17 protein-coding genes are annotated in these 20,601 nt (G+C 53.6%); 11 read left to right on the top strand and 6 right to left on the bottom strand.

The features are described 5' to 3' along the window. The first annotated feature begins 87 nt into the window (after positions 1-87). The 3 genes from AYI96_RS10830 to AYI96_RS10820 all read left to right on the top strand — a co-directional run bounded on the left by AYI96_RS10830 (position 88) and on the right by AYI96_RS10820 (position 5,761). A complete protein-coding gene (locus tag AYI96_RS10830; protein WP_144361596.1) occupies positions 88-2,649 on the top strand; it encodes an acylase in 2,562 nt (853 codons plus the stop codon). Between the two features lie 418 nt (positions 2,650-3,067). After that, on the top strand, positions 3,068-4,381 hold the full coding sequence (locus AYI96_RS10825; RefSeq protein WP_071475762.1) for an aromatic amino acid transport family protein: 1,314 nt from the start codon (positions 3,068-3,070) through the stop codon (positions 4,379-4,381). A gap of 15 nt (positions 4,382-4,396) precedes the next feature. Continuing rightward, entirely contained in the window at positions 4,397-5,761 is a 1,365-nt protein-coding gene (locus AYI96_RS10820; protein WP_144361595.1) for an L-serine ammonia-lyase, read from the top strand. Positions 5,762-5,763: 2 nt separating this feature from the next. Here AYI96_RS10820 and AYI96_RS10815 read toward each other — a convergent pair whose 3' ends face one another. After that, the gene (locus tag AYI96_RS10815) at positions 5,764-6,213 is read right to left on the bottom strand and encodes a GNAT family N-acetyltransferase (protein ID WP_144361594.1); all 450 of its coding nucleotides are present in this window, start codon (positions 6,211-6,213) and stop codon (positions 5,764-5,766) included. Positions 6,214-6,510: 297 nt separating this feature from the next. On the opposite strand from AYI96_RS10815, the gene AYI96_RS10810 reads away from it, so the two are divergent. Continuing rightward, entirely contained in the window at positions 6,511-7,833 is a 1,323-nt protein-coding gene (locus AYI96_RS10810; protein ID WP_039033182.1) for a dicarboxylate/amino acid:cation symporter, read from the top strand. A gap of 62 nt (positions 7,834-7,895) precedes the next feature. On the opposite strand, the gene AYI96_RS10805 is transcribed toward AYI96_RS10810, so the two are convergent. Then, entirely contained in the window at positions 7,896-8,309 is a 414-nt protein-coding gene (locus AYI96_RS10805; RefSeq protein ID WP_039033061.1) for an META domain-containing protein, read from the bottom strand. A 136-nt stretch (positions 8,310-8,445) separates the two neighbouring features. On the opposite strand from AYI96_RS10805, the gene AYI96_RS10800 reads away from it, so the two are divergent. After that, positions 8,446-8,613, top strand: a complete 168-nt coding sequence (locus tag AYI96_RS10800) for a hypothetical protein (protein WP_233962663.1) — start codon at positions 8,446-8,448, stop codon at positions 8,611-8,613. Between the two features lie 54 nt (positions 8,614-8,667). Here AYI96_RS10800 and AYI96_RS10795 read toward each other — a convergent pair whose 3' ends face one another. Continuing rightward, a complete protein-coding gene (locus tag AYI96_RS10795) occupies positions 8,668-9,534 on the bottom strand; it encodes a diguanylate cyclase domain-containing protein (RefSeq protein WP_144361592.1) in 867 nt (288 codons plus the stop codon). A gap of 120 nt (positions 9,535-9,654) precedes the next feature. Beyond that, positions 9,655-10,608, bottom strand: a complete 954-nt coding sequence (locus AYI96_RS10790) for a GGDEF domain-containing protein (protein ID WP_039033063.1) — start codon at positions 10,606-10,608, stop codon at positions 9,655-9,657. Between the two features lie 129 nt (positions 10,609-10,737). On the opposite strand from AYI96_RS10790, the gene AYI96_RS10785 reads away from it, so the two are divergent. Then, positions 10,738-11,274: a GNAT family N-acetyltransferase gene (locus tag AYI96_RS10785; protein WP_143078352.1), complete on the top strand. Its 537-nt coding sequence runs from the start codon at positions 10,738-10,740 to the stop codon at positions 11,272-11,274. 26 nt (positions 11,275-11,300) lie between these two features. Beyond that, a complete protein-coding gene (locus AYI96_RS10780) occupies positions 11,301-11,630 on the top strand; it encodes a hypothetical protein (protein ID WP_039033065.1) in 330 nt (109 codons plus the stop codon). A 66-nt stretch (positions 11,631-11,696) separates the two neighbouring features. On the opposite strand, the gene metK is transcribed toward AYI96_RS10780, so the two are convergent. Further along, complete coding sequence (gene metK / locus AYI96_RS10775) at positions 11,697-12,848, bottom strand: methionine adenosyltransferase (protein WP_039033066.1); 1,152 nt, start codon at positions 12,846-12,848, stop codon at positions 11,697-11,699. A 445-nt stretch (positions 12,849-13,293) separates the two neighbouring features. On the opposite strand from metK, the gene tkt reads away from it, so the two are divergent. The 4 genes from tkt (at position 13,294) to fba (ending at position 18,881) form a co-directional block, all read left to right on the top strand. Further along, entirely contained in the window at positions 13,294-15,288 is a 1,995-nt protein-coding gene (gene tkt / locus AYI96_RS10770; protein WP_144361591.1) for a transketolase, read from the top strand. Between the two features lie 131 nt (positions 15,289-15,419). Then, positions 15,420-16,436 (top strand): erythrose-4-phosphate dehydrogenase, encoded by a 1,017-nt coding sequence (epd, locus tag AYI96_RS10765; RefSeq protein WP_039033068.1) that lies wholly within the window; start codon positions 15,420-15,422, stop codon positions 16,434-16,436. An 87-nt stretch (positions 16,437-16,523) separates the two neighbouring features. After that, positions 16,524-17,699 (top strand): phosphoglycerate kinase, encoded by a 1,176-nt coding sequence (locus AYI96_RS10760; RefSeq protein WP_144361590.1) that lies wholly within the window; start codon positions 16,524-16,526, stop codon positions 17,697-17,699. 114 nt (positions 17,700-17,813) lie between these two features. Beyond that, on the top strand, positions 17,814-18,881 hold the full coding sequence (fba, locus tag AYI96_RS10755; RefSeq protein WP_039033070.1) for a class II fructose-bisphosphate aldolase: 1,068 nt from the start codon (positions 17,814-17,816) through the stop codon (positions 18,879-18,881). A gap of 163 nt (positions 18,882-19,044) precedes the next feature. Here the strand turns inward: fba and AYI96_RS10750 are convergent, their stop codons facing one another. Next, positions 19,045-20,460 carry a PLP-dependent aminotransferase family protein gene (locus tag AYI96_RS10750; protein ID WP_144361589.1) on the bottom strand — a complete coding sequence of 472 codons (1,416 nt, stop codon included), beginning with the start codon at positions 20,458-20,460 and terminating at the stop codon, positions 19,045-19,047. Positions 20,461-20,601: the final 141 nt, after the last annotated feature.

Raw genomic sequence — 20,601 nt, 5'->3', positions numbered from 1 at the left:
CGACAAACCCGCATGACTTTGGGGAGTTGTATTGTTCAAGGGGCTGGGCCTTGTCGGATAAATGGCATTAAAAAAGAGATAATTATAATGAAATTCAACAAACTCATGTACGCCATGGGGCTGGCAGGCACCCTGGTACTCGTTGGCTGTTCGGATGACGATAATGATCATAACCCGCCTCCGGTCGACAACACACTGCAGGCATTTGCACCGGATGGTAAGCTCTCGGTCAGCGTGCGTCGCACCAGTTTCGGTGTACCTCATATTCAAGCTGACAATTTGGAAAGCCTGGGATTCGGTAACGGCTATGTGCAGGCGCAGGACAATCTGTGCATCCTGGCCGATGGTTTTGTTAAGGCCAACTCAGAGCGTTCCATGTATTTCGGCCCCCATGCCAGCCTGGACTTCACCACAGGGATCCCGGCCCGGGAAGACAATGGTAACCTGATCTCCGACTTTGCCTACAAGGCGCTCAAGGTCAGAGCTCAAGCCGAGGCCAAATGGCCAGAATTCAGTGAAAACTCCCGGGCACTGATCAGCGGGTTTGTCGCCGGCTACAACCGGTATTTGAGCGATGTGGCCGAAGGTAAGCAACAGGCCGAGCCCTTCTGTGCCGGGCAACCCTGGGTCAAGCCTATTGAAGCTGAAGATGTGGTGACCTACCTGTTTTCAATCGCCCTGTTACCGGGGGCGGCCAACTTCCTGGATCTGATCTTTTACGCCAATCCGGGTGATGGTGATGAATATCTGCCGCGAATAGTCGGCCCGGCTCCGGCCGCTGCCGCCCAGACAGCTTTTGTCAATGACATCAACAGCAAGCTGATTGCCAGAGCCGCCAATATTTCAACCCCGGAGACCAACCCGGGTGAACTGGGCTCCAACGGTTGGGGCCTTGGCAAAGACAAGACAGAAAACGGCAAGGGCATGGTGCTGGGGAACCCGCACTTCCCGCATACGGGTAACCTGAGATTCTGGCAGTCCCATGCCACCATTCCCGGACACCTGGATGTGATGGGCGGCTCGCTGGTCGGCATGCCGGGCCCAATCAATATTGGTTTCAACAAAGATCTCGCCTGGACTCATACCTTCTCCACCGCCGAACATTTTGTGGTCTATAACCTGGAGCTGGTTTCCGGCGACCGGATGCAGTATCTGTTTGACGGTGAGCCTATGCCTATCAGCAAGGAAACCGTGCAGGTGCTGGTCAATGCCGGTCCGGCGGGTATGCTGGTAGCCGAAAAAGATATCTATACCACTCCCAAAGGACCTATAGTCGAAGCGCCTGCGACCCAGGCACCTTTTGGCTGGGATGATGGTCAGGCCTTTATGTTGCAGGATGCCAACATGGCGACCCTGGATCCCGTGGATCACTGGCTGGCGATGAATATGGCTGCCAACAAACAGGAGTTTGTGCAGGCATTTAAAGACTATGACGGCATGATCTTCAATAACACCATGTATGCCGACAGGGAAGGCAACGCCTTCTATATCGATGACTCTACCGTGCCGGGATTATCCGAGGCGGCTGTGGTATTGCTGAAGACTTCCCCTGAGATCAAGGCGGCCAAGGCGCAGGCGGGCTTTACCATATTGCCGGGCAATACCTCACTGTTCGCTTTCGCTGGCCCCACGCCTTTCGAGCGGGCACCCAAGTTGGAACGCACAGATTTTGTGCAAAACTCCAATAACTCCTTCTGGTCTACCAACCCGGCCGAGCCGCTGGAGTATTTTTCTCCCATGTATGGCCCGGAGCGTGGTCAACTGAGCATGAGAACCCGCATGGGACTCAAGCTGCTTGGTGATGCCGCCGGTAGTGATGGTAAGTTCAACCTGGATGAATTGGAGGCGGCAGTGCTCAACAACCGCAGCTATCTGGCCGAAATGGTTTTGGATGATCTGATTGCCCAGTGTGAAGCCAAGGGCAGTGAACCTGTAATGGTCGGTACCCTTGCCAAGGATATCAGCGCTGCCTGCGCGGCGCTCAAGGCCTGGAATGGTCATCAGGACAACGACAGTAAAGGCGGCGCTTTGCTTCGGGAATTCGCCCATCTGTTCAATGACAAAACCATGTTGACCCAAGGCTTTGATTATCTGCAGCCGGCGACCACTCCCACAGGGCTGAGTTCTGACGGTTCGGCGCTCACCGCGCTGGCGCATGCCGCGCTCAACCTGGAAGCGGCCGGTTTTGCCGTCGATGCGCCTCTTGGCAGTGTGCAGTTTGTCGAGCGTTCATTGCCGGATGGCAGCGCCAGTGGCGTGCGTTTGCCCTGGCCAGGTAGTCATCATGCCGAGGGTGGTTTCAACGTATTTTCCACCAGAACCAGTGGTGACGACACTCTGATCCCACAGCACTCTTACGCTCCGGCAACCGATGTACTGAGCGGTAAAGCGCTGGATTCAGGTCTGAGCGCCAAAGGCTATCAGATTCGTTATGGCTCCAGTTGGATGATGGCGGTGAGCTTTACCGATGAGGGCCCGGAGGCGAGAGGGATACTGACCTACTCAGAGACCAGCAATATTCTGCGTCCCGAATTTGCCGATCAGACCGCGCTCTACTCCAGTGAGAAACGTTTCCGCCCCTTGCTGTTCAAAGAAGCGGATATTGATGCGGCAACCGTATCCAAGATGGAACTGACGCTCGAGCGTTAAGCACTATTCATTCTGCTTCAATGCCGCTCATCTCGATGAGCGGCATTTTTTTGCCTGCTGCCGGTTTGTTAATAAAATTACAATTTAGATGGTGATCGCTGTCGGGTTTTAATTCGGCCTTGCTGAGTTATGTCATATTTTTCTCACGAACGTGCTGGTGATCTCTGTTGTCTTTTTTCTCCGCAAACTTGATGCTTTACCGGCTGGCATTCAAGGTAGCACCTTTGTTTCCGCGGCTTTGCAGGGTGGAATTAATTTGTTGCCTAATTGAAATTTTATTACAGCAAAAGGCAGATCTGGATCCCAGTTATGACTCAGAGCCCAAATTCAGTGCCGTGAATGGCGGTTCAGATCAATTTCTTTGCCGGGCGATTGGCTATGCTTGCCGCCAATTTCAGCCGAAGTTAAGGTAATCCTTATGCAACAAGAGATCACAGGTACGCAGGTTCAAGACGCTGTACTGACCCCCACGGCCCCGGAAAAGGGACAAGTGTCTGGCTCACTATCCTGGACGGCCCAGGACACTACTTGGATGTTGAGTCTGTTTGGCACTGCAGTGGGTGCCGGGATCCTGTTTTTGCCTATGAATGCCGGTCTCGGTGGTTTTTGGCCGCTGTTGTTGCTGACCATCTTGATAGGTCCCATGACCTATCTGTCTCACCGGGGCTTGTCTCGCTTTGTCTGTGCCTCGAAGATTGAAGGCAGTGATATCACTCAAGTGGTCGAGGAGTACTTCGGTGTTGGTGCCGGTCGCGCCATTACCTGGCTCTATTTTTTGGCCATCTATCCGATAGTGTTGATCTATGGCGTGAGTATCACCAATACGGTTGACAGTTTTATGGTGCATCAATTGGGGATGGCATCTTTACCGCGTTGGCTACTGTCCGGGGCTTTGATTGCCGGTATGATGGCTGTGATGGTAGCCGGTGAGCGGTTGATGCTCAAAGTGACCCAGTTCCTGGTCTATCCTCTGGTCGGCATCTTGCTGTTTATGTCGCTCTATCTCATTCCCGATTGGAAGATGGATGCTTTGATGCAGGTTCCATCGGCCGGAGAGTTTCTCGGTATTGTTTGGGTCACCATCCCTGTGTTGATCTTCTCTTTTAACCATTCTCCGGCTATTTCCCAGTTTGCGGTATCGCTAAAGCGGGAACATGGCGCCAATGCGGCCAAGAAGGCCGATATGATCTTGCGTAATACCGCCATGATGCTGCTGGGGTTTGTGATGTTGTTTGTGTTTTCCTGTGTTCTGGCCATGAGTCCGGCACAACTGGCACAAGCCAAGGCATCCAACCTGCCGATTTTGTCTTACCTGGCCAATATCCATGACAGTGCATTTATCAGTTATGTGGGGCCGGTTGTTGCGTTTGTGGCCATAGTATCCTCTTTCTTCGGCCACTATCTGGGAGCCACTGAAGGATTGAAGGGAATTGCCTCCAAACAGTTGCCGTTTGTTCGAGAGCGTTGCAGCGACAAGGGGCTGAATCGCGGTATTCAGCTGTTTATGTTCCTGACCGTTTGGGGCGCGGCGATTGCCAATCCCAGTATCCTGACGATGATTGAAGCTCTGGGCGGCCCAGTGATTGCGGCCATTCTCTATCTGATGCCTATGTATGCCGTTTACAAAGTACCGGCACTCAAGGCCTATCGCGGTCGCTTGAGCAACATCTTTGTGATAGTGGCCGGTTTGATGTCCATGACCGCCATTTTTTACTCCTTCTTCCAAGGCTAAGTTACTGGGGGGAGCATGTTCAGTACCTTTGATATTTTCAAGATAGGTGTGGGTCCTTCCAGTTCCCATACCGTAGGCCCTATGAAGGCGGCGCGGGATTTTGTCGAGCAGCTGCATCTTGACGGACGTTTGAGTCGCCTGACCCGGGTAAGTGTCGATGTCTATGGTTCACTGTCGCTGACCGGCAAGGGCCACCATACAGATATCGCCATCATCATGGGGTTGGCGGGCAATAGTCCGGAGACTGTGGACATAGATGCGATTCCGACATTTATCCAACAGGTGCAGGCCTGTGGTGAACTCGTGCTCGGACACGGGCACAAGGTGGCCTTTCCGGCCGATGCCGTAAAGTTTCACAGTGAGGCCCTGCCGCTGCATGAAAATGCCATGCGGCTCACCGCCTGGGCCGGTGAGCTGGTATTGAGCAGCAAGACCTACTATTCCATCGGCGGTGGTTTTGTGGTGGAAGAGGCCGACTTTGGCAAACAAGTTGTAAGTGAGCGGAGCTTACCTTATCCCTTTACCAATGCCGAAGAGTTGCTGGCGCTGTGCCGTGAACATGGCATGAGTATCAGTGCCTTGATGCTGGCCAATGAAAAGGCGTTGGCTCCGGAGGAGCGCATCTACCGTGGTCTTGGCAATATCTGGCACACAATGAAGCAAGCCATCGACAAGGGATGTCATACCGAAGGGATTCTGGCCGGGCCATTGAGAGTGCCAAGGCGGGCACCGGCACTGTTGCGGCAATTGCAAACCGGGGAGCGCCTTTCCAGCGATCCTATGGTCATAGTCGATTGGGTGAACCTGTTTGCCCTGGCGGTCAGTGAAGAAAATGCGGCCGGTGGCCGGGTAGTGACTTCGCCGACCAATGGCGCCGCCGGGATTATTCCAGCCGTGATGGCTTACTTCGACAAATTTATTCGTCCTTTGGGGCAGAAAGAGTACAGTCGCTTTTTGCTCACGGCCGCGGCCATAGGTGGACTTTACAAACGCAATGCCTCTATCTCGGGCGCCGAAGTAGGGTGTCAGGGGGAGGTCGGGGTTGCCTGCTCCATGGCGGCGGCCGGTTTGGCCGAGCTGATGGGGGCCAGCCCGGCCCAGGTGTGTATGGCGGCCGAAATCGGCATGGAGCACAATCTGGGACTTACTTGCGATCCTGTCGCCGGGCAGGTTCAGGTGCCCTGTATTGAGCGTAACGCCATTGCCGCCGTGAAGGCGGTTAACTCGGCCCGAATGGCACTGCGCAGGAACTGTGAGCCCAGAGTCAGCCTGGATAAGGTGATAGCCACCATGTATGAAACCGGCAAGGATATGAGCGCCAAGTACCGGGAAACCAGCCAGGGTGGCCTGGCTATTAAGGTCACCAGTATCTGCGCCTGAACTCAGGCGGGCTTTTCTTCATACATCAAGTAGTGGCTCTGACTCATGCCCAGTGATTGGTATGTTTGCTGGGCGCGGGTGTTTTCCTGCTCCACATAGAGCCTGAAGCTTGCGGCGCCGCCTTGGTGCTCTGCCAGTGCCTTGACCTCCTGATACAGGGCGCGATATATGCCTTTGCGTCTGTGTTCAGGTTTGATATAGACACTCTGGATCCAGAAGTAGTCGGCGGCGCGCCAGTCGCTCCATTCATAGGTAACCATCAAGGAGCCTGCAATCCCTCCATCTATCTCCGCCACCAGATAAAAACCTTTGGCGGGGTTTTCCAATAGAGTGCTGACGCCGCGGCTCAGGGTGTCGCTGTTCAGTGACAGTCCTTCGGTTTCCTGTGCCATCGCCTGGTTGAAGGCCACCAGGGCCTCGGCGTCTCTTGGGGTACCTTTTCTTATAAGCATAATTATTCCTTTGAGTTCTGTTTGCTTTTGCGCCCGTAGGATTTGCGTGTGCGGGGCACAATTTATCAGCAGTTAGGTGTAGGCGCAAAGGGGACTGGATCAAAAGTGTCACTTCAAGTTTTACCCGGATTATCCAGCCTCAGCTCATGGTAACTCCACCCAGGAGCCGGGCAGCGTGATACAGATCATCCTTGCGACAGGGGCATTGTGCTAAACTCGCGCACCGGCCTTGATGTCTGATCTTGGCCATCTGCCAAGGAAATGGCCCCTCTCTTTTTCAAATATCAAGGTTTACACATGTCAAAACACGAACCTTCACGCATCGGCCGTCTGTGGTCACGCTGGTCGGGGCTGCCTTTGTGGCTGAAGATACTGATAGGTATGGTTCTGGGGATGAGTACAGGACTGATGCTGGGTAAAGACGCCATCTATCTCAAGCCGATAGGGACTTTGTTCGTCAACACTATCAAGATGCTGATAGTGCCATTGGTGTTCTGCTCGCTGATAGTGGGGGTGACCTCAATGCAGGATACCGCCAAGATGGGGCGGATAGGTTTTAAATCCTTTGCTTTCTATCTGGGTACCACTTCCATTGCCATCAGTTTGGGGTTGATTGTCGGTTCTGTCATACGTCCGGGATCCGGCTTGAGCATGACACCTGAAATCGGTACCGAAAAGGTTGCCCAGGCTCCCTCTTTGATGGAAACCCTGATCAACATAGTGCCTACCAATCCAGTATCGGCTTTGGCCGAAGGGCAGATACTGCAGGTGATCGTATTCGCCGTGGCACTGGGGATCGCCCTGGTGTTGATAGGGGAACATGGCAAGCCTGCGATTCGGGTATTCGAGAGTCTGGCAGAAGCTATGTACAAGCTGACCGATATGGTGATGAGTCTGGCGCCCTACGGGGTGTTTGGCTTGATGGCTTGGGTGGCTGGTGAATACGGTATGGAGATGTTGTTGCCGCTCATTAAGGTGATTGTTGCCGTTTATATCGGCTGTTTCCTGCATATTGTCGGTTTCTACAGCTTGGTCTTGAGTGTCTTTGCCCGTCTCAATCCATTGCATTTCTTTAAGGGGATAAGCAATGCGATGGCCGTCGCCTTCACCACGTCAAGCTCGGCGGGGAGCTTGCCGGCCAGTATGAAGTGTGCCAGTGAGTACCTGGGGGTGAACAAGAAGATTTCCAGTTTTGTGCTGCCGCTGGGTACCACTATCAACATGGATGGCACCGCACTCTACCAAGGGGTGACCGCGCTGTTTGTGGCTCAGGCCTTTGGCATAGACCTCACCTGGGTGGACTACATCACCATTATTCTGACTGCGACGCTGGCTTCTATAGGTACTGCGGGTGTGCCCGGCGCCGGTTTGGTGATGTTGACGCTGGTGCTGACCACAGTAGGTTTGCCGCTGGAAGGGGTGGCGATTATTGCCGGTATCGACCGTATTCTGGATATGGCCCGCACTGTGGTTAACGTCTCCGGCGACTTGGTGGCTACCACAGTGATTGCCAAGTCGGAAAATGAACTGGATATTGAACACTACAATGCCGATATGCAGCAGAGTGCTCTGATAGCTGAACAGAATGCCGTTGACACTATAGAGCATGGTCGTAATTGATATGAGTTACATAAATGAAAAAACCGCCTGAAGGCGGTTTTTTTTATGACTGAAGGGAAAAATCAGAGGCTGCTGAGTTGCAGCAGAACCTGGCCGTCAACACCCTTGAGCAAGAGCTTGCCATTGCTCATTTCACCTTGGGTCACCTGAGGCATGGCCTGCATTACCAGTTGTTCTTGGGCCATCAGTGCATCGACACAAGCTTTCATTGTACTGCCGGCGGGTGAGAGCTTTAACTTCAGGCCTTCCTGGGAATAGGTGCCGAAGAAGTTATTGCAGCTGTTGTTACCGGACAATTTGCCGTCCTTGGTAAAAACCAGCTGGGCGGGACTGTAATCTATAGTCGGTTGTCCCATAATGCTTTCTACTTGCCAGCTGCCTTCCAGTGGCAGAAACTGACCTTGGGTATCCGGGGTGGTTTGGCAGGCAGCCAGACCAAATAGCAGTGCAGCAGCTACGAGAGTTTTCTTAATCATGGTCATTTTTCCATTAGTCTATAAAGCCTTTATAGTGTGACAAGAATAACGCGGATTAAAAAGGGGGAGAAGGGTGATATCCAATGCTAACTCAGTGATAGGCCTTCTAAAGTTGTTACATTGGATCGGAGTGTTAATGCTGCTTGTCGGTGTTGGGGTTTATATGTTGACTACTATGGCGCTTGAGGTCAGCGGAATGTTGATTATTGCCTCGCTGATAGGCTTGGGGTTGGTATTTATGTCGCCATATCCTGTGGTTATCTTTATCCAATGGGCCAAGGCACAGGATCAAAAAACGCAATAAACGCTTAAGTTCAAAATTAGCATGAACGGCCATGGCGCAAGCGGCTTTCCCGGATTAACTTGAGGCCTTATATTGCAGTAGATCTTGCTTTGCCAGTTCCAACATAGGTGAAAGTTCGAAGTGGGAGTCAGGTGCAAAGAAGCTTTTCCCAACCAGCAGTTGTAGGCCGCAATCGCTGCGACTAACTCGTTTTTTTAAGCGGCTGGTGAGAATATCCAAATGCGCTTGGTTGTCTACAAATGCCAGGATAATGAATTGGCTCTTATTCAACCTGGTGCAGATATCTGCTTCACGCATGTTCTCCAGTATCACCCTTGCCAGCATTTTCAGGGCCTTATCTTGTTGCAGCCCGGCAATACGGTTTGAGTTAAGTTCCTTGCCTTCCAACAGTAAAAGTCCGGCATGGGAGCCCAAACGGCGACTAAGACTCAGCTGCCTTGATGCCAGCAGATTAAAGCCCCTGGGATTGAGCATACCTGTGAGTTCATCTTGTAAAGACAGAGACGCCATCTGTTCCATCAGTTGCAACTGTCCAAGCTCACTCTTGAGTAGCTCAAGCATAGGCTCGAGCAAAGACTGCAACTGCTCTATCGCTACCTTGGGTTTGCCATTTAGGATCAGTAATTCGCCAAACAGCTTGCCATCGGACCAATGAAGTGGGTACTTGATGGTCTCGGCCGGGTGAGCTGCAAAGTGTTGCAGTATAGAGGTAATATCTTCAAATTCAGTTGGGATTTCAGCCACCGAACTGTGGCTCAGGACCTGTAGCTTGGTGTCTGGCATATGCTGTAGTAACAGCACAGTTTGGGCGTGAAATATTTCTCTGACAGTGGCTAAACGGTTTTGCCAATGGCTAAGCTTCAAAGGGTCGTTGGGGTGGTCTCTTAAGCTGCTGGTTTTTTCCGTCAGTTGCGCATGCATATAGTTATCGTATTTTTGATGGCAGGGATTGCCTCAGGATACCTAACCGTTTGCGTTAATAAAATGCAAATAATCAGTTATTGGATCTGAGTCTTTTTAATGCTTGTTCTGTGCTTTGAATCAAGGCTTTTCTGCTTCTTTCTTCTGTTTGGATGACTTGAGCCCTGCTCTGGCACTTTCCAGCATGGGGGCCAACTTGGCTGCTGAGTCCGGGCTGAAAAAGCAACTGCTGGAGTCCAACTGCAATGGAGCCGAAAACTGGTTCATCTGCCGCTCAAGGCGCTTGATGATATGTTCCAGATCCCGCTCCAGATCGACAAACACCAGTAGGACATATTGGCTGTCGTTGTAGTGGGCGGCAATATCCGCGGTTCTTATGGTACTGAGGATCAGGTTACCGAGTTCCTTATGATGACGTGCCAGCGTTTCGGCATCCATATTCGCCCCGGGTATCAACTCGAAAAAAATAATGCCTGAATGAGCACCGAAGCGGCGACCGAGATTGAGCTGTCTTGGCGCCATCATAATGAAACCATAACGGTTGAGTATGCCTGTTTCCCGGTCTCGCATGGATAGCGATTCGATTCTATGGCTTTGGCATAGGAGCGCCAAGTCTTGCTGCAGCAGAATTTGAAACGGTTCCAGCATATAAGGGCTTATGTGTTGCTGCTCGTTGGCATGGGCATTGATGACACACAGGCAACCGAACACCGAGCCATCGGGCCAGAGCACGGGCCGGGATAGAATCCCAAGGACATTGCTGAACTCTTTTGGATTGTCATTATAGGTGGAGCGGGTGAGATCCAGATTAACGCCCTCGGGTGGGCTATCGACCATACGCAGGAATACACTTTCGTCTGCAGAGAATACCTTACCGGGTGGGAACCTGTGGCTGGCATCGGCGGCGCTGACAATGACTTCAAATCCCTGTTCTGTCTTTTGCAGCACAAAGACTTTGTCGGCCTGGTAGTAACGTTTCATTAGCTCACATTGATGCATCCAGCGAATAAGGTTGAGTCTGTGGCTTTCATTTTCCAATAGGCTCTTGCCTGGGTCTATGGTATCCGGGAGCATGTCTCTTCCTGAGTGATGTGGCTTAAGTTCAACTTTAAGTGTGGAAGCAGTATAGGAATTTCGCAAATCGAGTGCGGCTTAAACCTGCTTTGGCTATAATGCGGCTTCTTTTCTTGCTGAGTCTTTTTAATGCCGCAAACCATGCAATACCGCCAGGCCGAGGCGGCCGATATTGAGACGATTGCCAGTCTGGAGCAGCGCTTCGGCCAGGATGAATTGAGTGCCAGAGAGCGCACTCAAGGCATGCAAGGGCAGGGCTTTTCTGCCAAGGAGCTTGAACCTCTGGTGGCTTCCGGCCTGGTGTGGTTGGCGTTGGACGCGACTAAGGTAGCCGGTTATCTGATAACCGGCAGTTGGGATAAACTCAAGCATTCGCCTTTGTGTCAGGCCCTCTGCCGGCAACTGGCCCAGAATCGCTTTGACCTGGAATTGAATTGGCAGCAGACTTTGCATTACGGTCCGGTTTGGGTGCATCCTGATTATCGTGGCAAGGGCGTATTTGATAAGCTTTATGGCGCCGCCAGAGCCAACATCAGTGCGCCTTGGCTGGCACTGATCGCCGAGGATAACGAGGCGTCTATACGTGCCCATAGCCGGGATGGCCGCATGCGCACCCTGGATTTTGTCACCCTTTGTGGCCGGGATTTCTATCTGCTGCTGGGTTAACAGGCGCTTTGACGCGGGAGAGTAAGATGCAAAACACGCCAGAAACCCTACTGCAATCCTGTGAGTCGCTAAGGCTTTCTGCCTGGGATAATGTCAGATACCTGGTGTCTGTATTGGCGCTGCAGGGTCAACAGGCAAAGGCTTTTGAAGCCAAAATCGATGGCAAGCCGCATTATCTGCTGCAAGCCTTGGGCGTCTGTTTCGACTGTGGGCGCAGCAATAGCTATCAGGTGCAGATCCGCCAGTTGACCGATACCGAATTCACTCCAATGAAAGTGTTGGATATCACGCCGCTATCGGCCGAGCAGTTGGGTTACCTCTGTATGGAAACGGCCCATTTCGATCACTGCTACTGAGATATCGCCCGATAAATAGATATAAAAAAACCGCCCTGAGGCGGTTTTTTTTGCAAGCTGAGTCTATTACAGACCTGCGTCGGTACGCAGGGCTTCAGCCTTGTTGGTTTGCTCCCATGGGAACTCGTCACGGCCGAAGTGACCGTAAGCGGCGGTGCCTTGATAGATGGGGCGCGCCAGATCCAGCATCTCGGTCAGGCCGTATGGACGCAGATCGAAGTGCTGACGTACCAACTGGATAAGCAATTCTTGCGAGACTTTGCCTGTGCCGAAGGTTTCCACACTGATGGAGGTCGGTTCGGCCACACCAATGGCGTAAGACACCTGGATTTCACAGCGGTCAGCCAGACCGGCAGCCACTATGTTTTTGGCAACGTAACGGGCAGCGTAAGCGGCGCTACGGTCAACCTTGGATGGGTCTTTACCTGAGAAGGCGCCACCACCGTGACGGGCCATGCCGCCATAGGTATCAACGATGATCTTGCGACCGGTCAAACCACAGTCACCCATAGGGCCACCGATAACAAAACGGCCGGTTGGGTTGATGAAGTACTTGGTGTCCTTGTTCAGCCATTGGGCAGGCAATACTGGCTTGATGATGGTTTCCATCACGCCTTCCACCAGATCCGCCTGGCTGACGCTTTCGCAATGCTGGGTAGAAAGTACCACGGCATCGATACCGACAATCTTGTTGTCTTCGTAGGCAAAAGTCACCTGAGACTTGGCATCGGGGCGCAACCAAGGCAGAGCGCCGCTCTTGCGGACTTCTGACTGGCGCTTAACCAACTGGTGAGCGTAGGTGATAGGAGCTGGCATCAGCACGTCAGTCTCATTGCTGGCGTAACCAAACATCAGACCCTGGTCACCGGCACCCTGTTCTTTGGGATCGGCACGGTCTACACCCTGATTGATATCGGGGGACTGCTTGCCGATGGCGTTCAGTACCGCACAGCTGTCGGCATCAAAACCCATATCTGAGTGGGTATAACCTATTTCGCGAACAGTTTTACGGGTCAGTTCTTCAATATCGACCCAGGCAGAGGTGGTGACTTCACCGGCTACCAGTACCATGCCTGTCTTGACCAGGGTTTCACAGGCTACACGGGCCTTGGGATCCTGAGCCAGAATCGCGTCGAGTACCGCATCAGAAATCTGATCGGCGATTTTATCTGGATGTCCTTCTGAGACCGACTCAGAGGTAAACAAGTGTTTTGCCATAATTCGGAAAATCTCGTCTGTGGAATTCAAACGTGTAGAAGCATCTACATCTAGACGGCCATTTTAGTAGAATTCGACTTGGATGACACCCCTTGTCGCAAATATTTGTGCGCCATGGCGCAGGAATCGGCTCAAATGACTCAAATCTTTTTTTACTGTTTTCAGCTATTTTGCTGAAATTTATCAGATTCATCTGTATCTGAATCTAGACTTTTCCTCTGGCAATTCAGCCTTGGCATTTGCGTTGAAAGCGATCAGCGGACAGGCAAGTTGACAGCTTTGTGAGCGGCAGGCTTCGCAAATGAGGCGCAAATGTAAACACAAAGCAAAGCCTGGGCTGCTTTTGGCGCCGTGGGTGGGCGAATTTTATTTGCGTCCTTCTGCCCGGTAGGGGAAAATATGGCTCCATTTTGCCCAAGACCTCTAAGATCAAGCAGGAGAGAGCATGTCTTCCCGTAAAGAACTCGCTAACGCTATCCGTGTTTTAAGTATGGACGCTGTCCAAAAGGCCAATTCCGGCCACCCCGGTGCTCCCATGGGGATGGCAGATATCGCCGAAGTCCTGTGGCGGGATCACCTCAAGCACAACCCTGTGAACCCTCAATGGGCTGACCGCGACCGCTTTGTGCTGTCAAACGGCCATGGTTCCATGCTGCATTACTCACTGCTGCATCTGGCGGGTTATGATCTGGGCATTGAAGATCTCAAGCAGTTCCGTCAACTGCACTCACGTACTCCGGGCCACCCTGAATATGGTTATGCTCCCGGCATCGAAACCACCACAGGGCCTCTGGGCCAAGGCATCACCAATGCCGTAGGTATGGCGATTGCGGAAAAGACTCTGGCGGCTCAGTTTAACCGTGACGGTCACGATATTGTCGATCATCACACTTATGTCTTCATGGGTGACGGTTGCCTGATGGAAGGTATCTCCCATGAGGCCTGCTCACTGGCCGGTACCCTGGGTCTTGGCAAACTGATCGCCTTCTGGGATGACAACGGTATCTCCATCGATGGTCATGTTGAAGGCTGGTTCAGCGATGATACTCCCAAGCGCTTTGAAGCCTATGGCTGGCACGTGGTTGCCGGTGTCGATGGTCACGACCCACAAGCTATTAACGCCGCCATTGAAGCCGCCAAGGCTGATCCGCGTCCATCGCTGATCTGCTGCAAGACCGTAATAGGTTACGGTTCTCCCAACAAGTCCGGTTCTCATGATTGCCACGGTGCGCCGCTGGGTGATGCTGAAATTGCCGCCACCCGTGAATTCCTGGGCTGGAAGCATGAGCCATTCGTGATCCCATCTGAAATCTATGCTGCCTGGGATGCCAAGGAAGCCGGTAAGGCCGCCGAAAGCAGCTGGAACGACAAGTTCGCTGCCTATGAAGCCGCTCACCCCGCGCTGGCCGCCGAGCTCAAGCGTCGCCTCAACGGTGAACTGCCTGCCAACTTTGACGCCGATGCCAAAGCCTACATAGAGCAGCTGCAGGCCAATCCTGCCAATATCGCTTCCCGTAAGGCCTCGCAAAATGCACTGGAAGCCTTCGGTAAAATGTTGCCTGAATTCTTAGGGGGCAGTGCCGACCTGGCGCCTTCCAACCTGACCATGTACTCAGGTTCCAAGCCTATTTCGGCCGAAGATGCCAGCGGCAACTACCTGCACTATGGTGTGCGTGAGTTTGGTATGACCGCCATCATCAACGGTATTGCCCTGCACGGTGGGTTTGTACCTTACGGTGCCACCTTCCTGATGTTTATGGAATATGCCCGTAACGCCATGCGGATGGCCGCGCTGATGAAGGTGCAGAATATTCAAGTCTATACCCACGACTCCATTGGGCTGGGTGAAGACGGCCCGACTCACCAGCCGGTTGAGCAGATTGCCTCTTTGCGTATGACTCCCAACATGAGCACCTGGCGCCCATGTGACCAGGTAGAATCTGCTATCGCCTGGAAATACGCCATTGAGCGCAAAGACGGCCCAACTTCGCTGATCTTCTCGCGTCAGAACCTGACCCAGATGCCACGCAGCGCCGAGCAACTGAATGATGTGGCCAAGGGCGGTTATGTGCTGGTGGATTGCGAAGGCGCGCCTGAGCTGATCATCATTGCCACCGGCAGCGAAGTCGAGTTGGCGGTTAAGGCCCAGGTTGAGCTGGCCGCTACTGGCGCCAAGGTGCGCGTGGTTTCCATGCCATCTACCGACGTATTTGACCAGCAAACCGCGGCTTATAAAGAAGCTGTACTGCCAGCCAATGTCACAAAACGACTGGCCGTGGAAGCGGGCATAGCCGATTACTGGTATAAATATGTCGGCCTGAACGGTCGCATTATTGGCATGACCAGCTTCGGTGAGTCGGCGCCTGCCAATCAGTTGTTTGAGATGTTCGGTTTCACTGTCGATAAAGTGGTTGAAGCCGGTAAGGCTCTGCTCGCCTGAGCCGCGCCTGCCTGATTGGAAATGACTGTGCGGCAACCAGGCAATGGAATGCCGCACAGGAAGTGCAACGGCCTGTCGGGAAGTCAGGCCGTTACCCAATCAGCATCCCTCATTAGAGGAACAGGATCTCCATGATCAGAGTCGCAATCAATGGTTATGGCCGCATCGGCCGTTCAATTCTCCGTGCCTTATACGAATCGGGTAAAAGGCAGCAAATTCAGATCGTTGCTATCAATGAACTGGCTAAGCCCGAGGCCATAGTCCACCTCACCAACTATGACACCACCCATGGTCGCTTCCATAGCCGCGCGAGCCTTGCCGATGGCATGATGCAACTGGGGGATGACAGCATTACCCTGTTGGCCGAGCCGGAGGCGGACAAACTGCCCTGGGGCGAGCTGGATATCGACTTGGTGTTCGAAGCTACCGGCGCCCTCTCTGATAGACAGAGCTGTGAGGCTCATATCCAGGCCGGTGCCCGCCAGGTATTGATAAGTCACCCCTCTTCGGCGGATGTTGACGCCACCATAGTCTATGGTGTCAACCAGGAACTGTTGGCCGCCGAACACACAGTGGTGTCCAACGCATCCTGTACCACCAACTGTATTGTCCCTGTCATCGATGTGCTGGACCGGCACTTTGGGGTCAAGAGCGGTGCCATTACCACTATCCACTCGGCGATGAATGATCAACAGGTGATAGATGCCTATCACGACGATCTGCGCCGTACCCGCGCCGCCGGGCAATCAATTATTCCGGTAGATACCAAGCTTGCCCGCGGCATAGAGCGTATCCTGCCGCAGATGAAGGATAAGTTTGAGGCTATCTCTGTGCGGGTGCCCACTATTAATGTTACCGCTATAGATGTGTCTGTGACCCTCAACGACAGAGTGGATATTGCCAAGGTAAACCAAGTGTTGGAGCAGGCGACCCACGGCCGGCTCGAGGGGATTCTGGGCTATACTGATGAGCCTCTGGTATCATGCGATTTTAATCATGATCCGCGCTCCAGCGTGGTCGATGGTACCCAGACCCGGGTCAGTGATGGCCAACTGGTGAAGCTGTTGCTTTGGTGCGACAACGAATGGGGTTTTGCCAACCGTATGTTGGATACGGCACTGGCGATGATCAAGGCCCGCAGCGCCTGAGAGACTGCGACAGATTATTTCAGGGGGCAGGGAAGCTGCCGCCCTTAGTGAAACAGATTTGTTTTTGATTAAGAAGGAAGCGTAAAAATGGCAATTATCAAGATGTCAGAGCTGGATCTTCAGGGCAAGCGTGTGCTGATCCGTGAAGATCTCAACGTGCCGGTGGCCGATGGCGTGGTCACCAGCGACGCGCGTCTGCGGGCGTCACTGCCCACCATCAAACTGGCACTGGAAAAAGGGGCTGCCGTGATGGTGATGTCCCACCTGGGACGACCAACCGAAGGCGAATATAATGAGGAGTTTTCCCTCAAGCCTGTGGTTGACTATCTGGCCAAGGCGCTGGATTGCCCGGTGCGCCTGGAAAAAGACTATCTTGAAGGCGTCGAAGTTGCCCAAGGCGAAGTCGTGGTGTTTGAAAACGTCCGCTTCAACAAGGGTGAGAAGAAAAACGACGAGGCGCTTTCCAAGCAGCTGGCGGCCCTGTGTGATGTCTATGTGATGGATGCCTTCGGTACTGCTCACCGCGCCCAGGCCTCGACTCACGGAGTCGGCATGTTTGCCCCGATAGCCTGCGCCGGCCCATTGTTGGCAGCCGAGCTGGATGCCCTGGGTAAGGCGATGGATAACCCGGCACGTCCCTTGGTGGCGATTGTCGGAGGCTCCAAGGTGTCAACCAAGCTGACAGTGCTTGAGTCTCTATCCGGCATAGTGGATCAACTGGTGGTGGGTGGTGGTATCGCCAACACCTTTATAGCCGCCGCCGGCCATCCTGTGGGCAAGTCACTCTATGAAGCCGACCTTATCGATGAAGCCAAGCGCCTGGTGGCCAATGCCCAGAGCCGTGGCGGCGATATCCCTGTGCCTACCGATGTAGTGGTTGGCAAGGAGTTCAGCCCTGCAGCCGTGGCTACCTTGAAGCCAGTGGCCGAGGTTGCCGACGATGAGATGATTTTTGATATAGGCCCGGACAGCGCCGAAGCCTTGGCAGCTATCCTGCAAAAAGCCGGTACTATAGTCTGGAACGGCCCGGTAGGGGTGTTTGAGTTTGACCAGTTCGGCGAAGGCACCAAGCGTATCGCCCAGGCGATCGCCGAGTCACCGGCCTTCTCCATCGCTGGTGGCGGTGATACTCTTGCCGCCGTGGATAAATACGGTATCGCCGACAAGGTGTCATACATCTCTACCGGCGGCGGCGCCTTCCTCGAGTTCCTCGAAGGTAAAGAGTTACCGGCAGTGGCTATGCTCAAGGCCCGCGGTAACTAAGCAAAGTCAAAAGAATTATAAAGAAACCGCTCCCGGCTTTGCCGGGAGCATCAAGTTAAATCCAAGCGATAGCGACCTCGGTGAAGTAATTCACCCTATTATTGGAGTAAAAAAATGGCCCTTATTTCCCTACGCCAACTGCTGGACCACGCCGCCGAACATGGATACGGCGTCCCGGCGTTCAACGTCAACAACCTGGAGCAGATGCGTGCTATCATGCAGGCCGCCGAAGCCACTGATAGCCCTGTGATCGTGCAGGCTTCAGCCGGTGCCCGTAAGTATGCCCGTCCTCAGTTCCTCAAATATCTGATGGCGGCCGCCCTCGAGCAGTATCCGGATATCCCTGTGTGTATTCACCAGGATCACGGTACCCACCCTGACGTGTGTCAGCGTTCCATCCAGCTCGGCATGAGCTCTGTGATGATGGACGGTTCCTTGATGTCTGACGGCAAGACTCCTGCCTCTTATGAGTACAACGTCGATGTCACCCGCAAGACAGTGGCGTTCGCCCATGCCTGTGGTGTTTCTGTTGAAGGTGAAATCGGTTGTCTGGGTAGCCTGGAAACCGGTATGGCCGGTGAAGAAGACGGTATCGGCGCCGAAGGCACCCTGAGCCATGAGCAGATGTTGACCAGCCCGGAAGAGGCTGCCCGCTTCGTGGCCGACACTCACGTGGATGCCCTGGCCATCGCCATAGGTACCAGCCACGGTGCTTACAAGTTCAGCCGCAAGCCTACCGGCGATGTGCTGCGTATCGACCGCATCAAAGAGATCCACGCCCGTATCCCCAACACTCACCTGGTCATGCACGGTTCTTCTTCTGTACCTCAGGAGTGGCTGCAGATCATCAACCAGTATGGTGGCGCGATCCCTGAAACTTACGGCGTGCCGCTGGAAGAGATTGTTGAAGGCATCAAGCACGGTGTGCGTAAGGTTAACATCGATACAGATTTGCGTCTGGCATCAACCGGTGCGGTACGTAAGTTCCTGGCCGAAAACCCAACTGAGTTTGATCCACGCAAATTCCTTAAGGCCTCTATGGAAGCTATGGCCGACATCTGTACCGTGCGCTACGAAGCCTTCGGTTGTGCCGGTATGGGCTCCAAGATCAAGCCGCTGTCACTGCAGGCCATGTACAAGCGTTATCAGACCGGTGAACTGGATCCACAGATCAATCTGTAATCCCGTTCTCTGTATTGAAAGCCCGCATTCGCGGGCTTTTTTCCTTTTAGCTTCCAGAGTGTAAATCCGAGGTGGGCGCGAGTTGTTGCGCCTTGGCTGTCACGACACACTCGGGTGATAGGGCTGAGGTTGGCGGAGTGTTTTCCGGATGGCTCTTGAGTCATCACAACGCCTTTTTGATAAGCTTGGCCAGGCTGGTTATCGATTGCTCCAACTTTGGCCCGCCAGGCAGTGAGGCGTTGATGCGAAAACAGTGGCTGAACTCCCGGTGCGCCGAGAACATCTGTCCCGGCGCCAGGCTTATTCCTTGCCAGAGCGCCTGGCGATAAAGCTCTGTGGTGTCCCGCCCCTCGGGTAACTCTACCCAGAGAAAATAGCCGCCATCGCCATAATGCACTCTGACACTGTCGGGTAAGCGGTTCTTCAATGCCTGCCAGGTGGCAAACTTTCGCTGCTCCAGGGTGCGCCTCAATTGTCGCAGGTGGGTCTCATAACTGCGGGTCGACAGGTAATGGGCCAGTGCCAATTGCACCGGGGTGCTGGTGGCCAGGGTGCTCATCAGTTGCAGTTTTTGAATACTGAGCGCCATCTTGCCGGCGGCCACCCAACCGACACGAAAACCGCCCACCAGAGACTTGGAGAAGGAGCCGCAGTGCAGGGTTCTGTTGTCCGGGTCGAAGGCCTTGGCCGGCAGGGGCTTCTCCTTGCCGAAATAGAGTTCACTGTAGACATCGTCTTCAATCAAAAAGCAGTCGTGTTCCTGCAAGAGTTTCAGCAAACGACGCTTCTTGTCATCGCTCATACTGCAGCCAAGGGGATTTTGAAAGTTGGTCATCAACCAGCAGGCCTTGACCCTGTGAGTTTGCAGCGCTTGGGCCAGAGACTGCAGATCTATCCCTTCCTGGGGATGGGTGCGAATGGCGAGCGCCTTGAGGCCGAGGCGCTCCAGCGACTGCAGCGCGCCGTAGAAGGCGGGGTTTTCTATCACCACCCAATCCCCGGGACGGGTAACCGCCTGCAGGCTCAGGTTCAATGCCTCCAGTGCCCCCGCGGTGATCACTATTTCATCCGGCGAGATGCTCATTCCCTGCGCCGCGTAGCGCTGGGCTATGATATGCCTGAGCGCCGGGTTCCCGGGTGGCAGATTGTCCAGAGCGCTGGCGGAATCCAGGGTTCTGGCGCTTGAAATCAAGGCCCGGTTCAACTGTTTGTGGGGCGACAGCCCGGGGTCCGGGTAGGCGGAGCCAAACCCCGTGATCCCCGGATCGCGACTGGCCTGCAACACCTCAAAGATAAAGGCGTTGATATCCACCGACTCGGCGCGGGTCACAGCACTGGACTGATGCAGACCTTGAGGCTTGGGGGCAGCCACTTTCGGGGCGACAAAGTAACCTGAGCGGGGGCGGGAGATTATCCAACCTTGGCTCTCCAACACCTGATAGGCATGCATCACTGTCATCAAACTCATCTGGCTCTGCTGAGTCTGCTCCCTGAGTGAAGGTAAGCGGTCACCCACCTGCCAGACACCGCTCTGTATCTGCTGCCTCAATTGCTGGATCAGGGTTTCATATTTGGCCATGGTTTACTCTGCTTTATTGCCCGTGTCCAGCATAACAATTATTCAATCTGTTATATATAAAATCGTATTTTCTGTATCTATTATAGTTTTGTCTCAGTCCTTAAGATGCCAGCCAGGTTTATTGACCCTTTGAGGTGGTTC

This window comes from Shewanella sp. MSW, from assembly GCF_007636515.1.
Classification (GTDB): Bacteria; Pseudomonadota; Gammaproteobacteria; order Enterobacterales; family Shewanellaceae; genus Shewanella; species Shewanella indica.
This window is presented reverse-complemented; position numbering and strand designations above follow the sequence as displayed.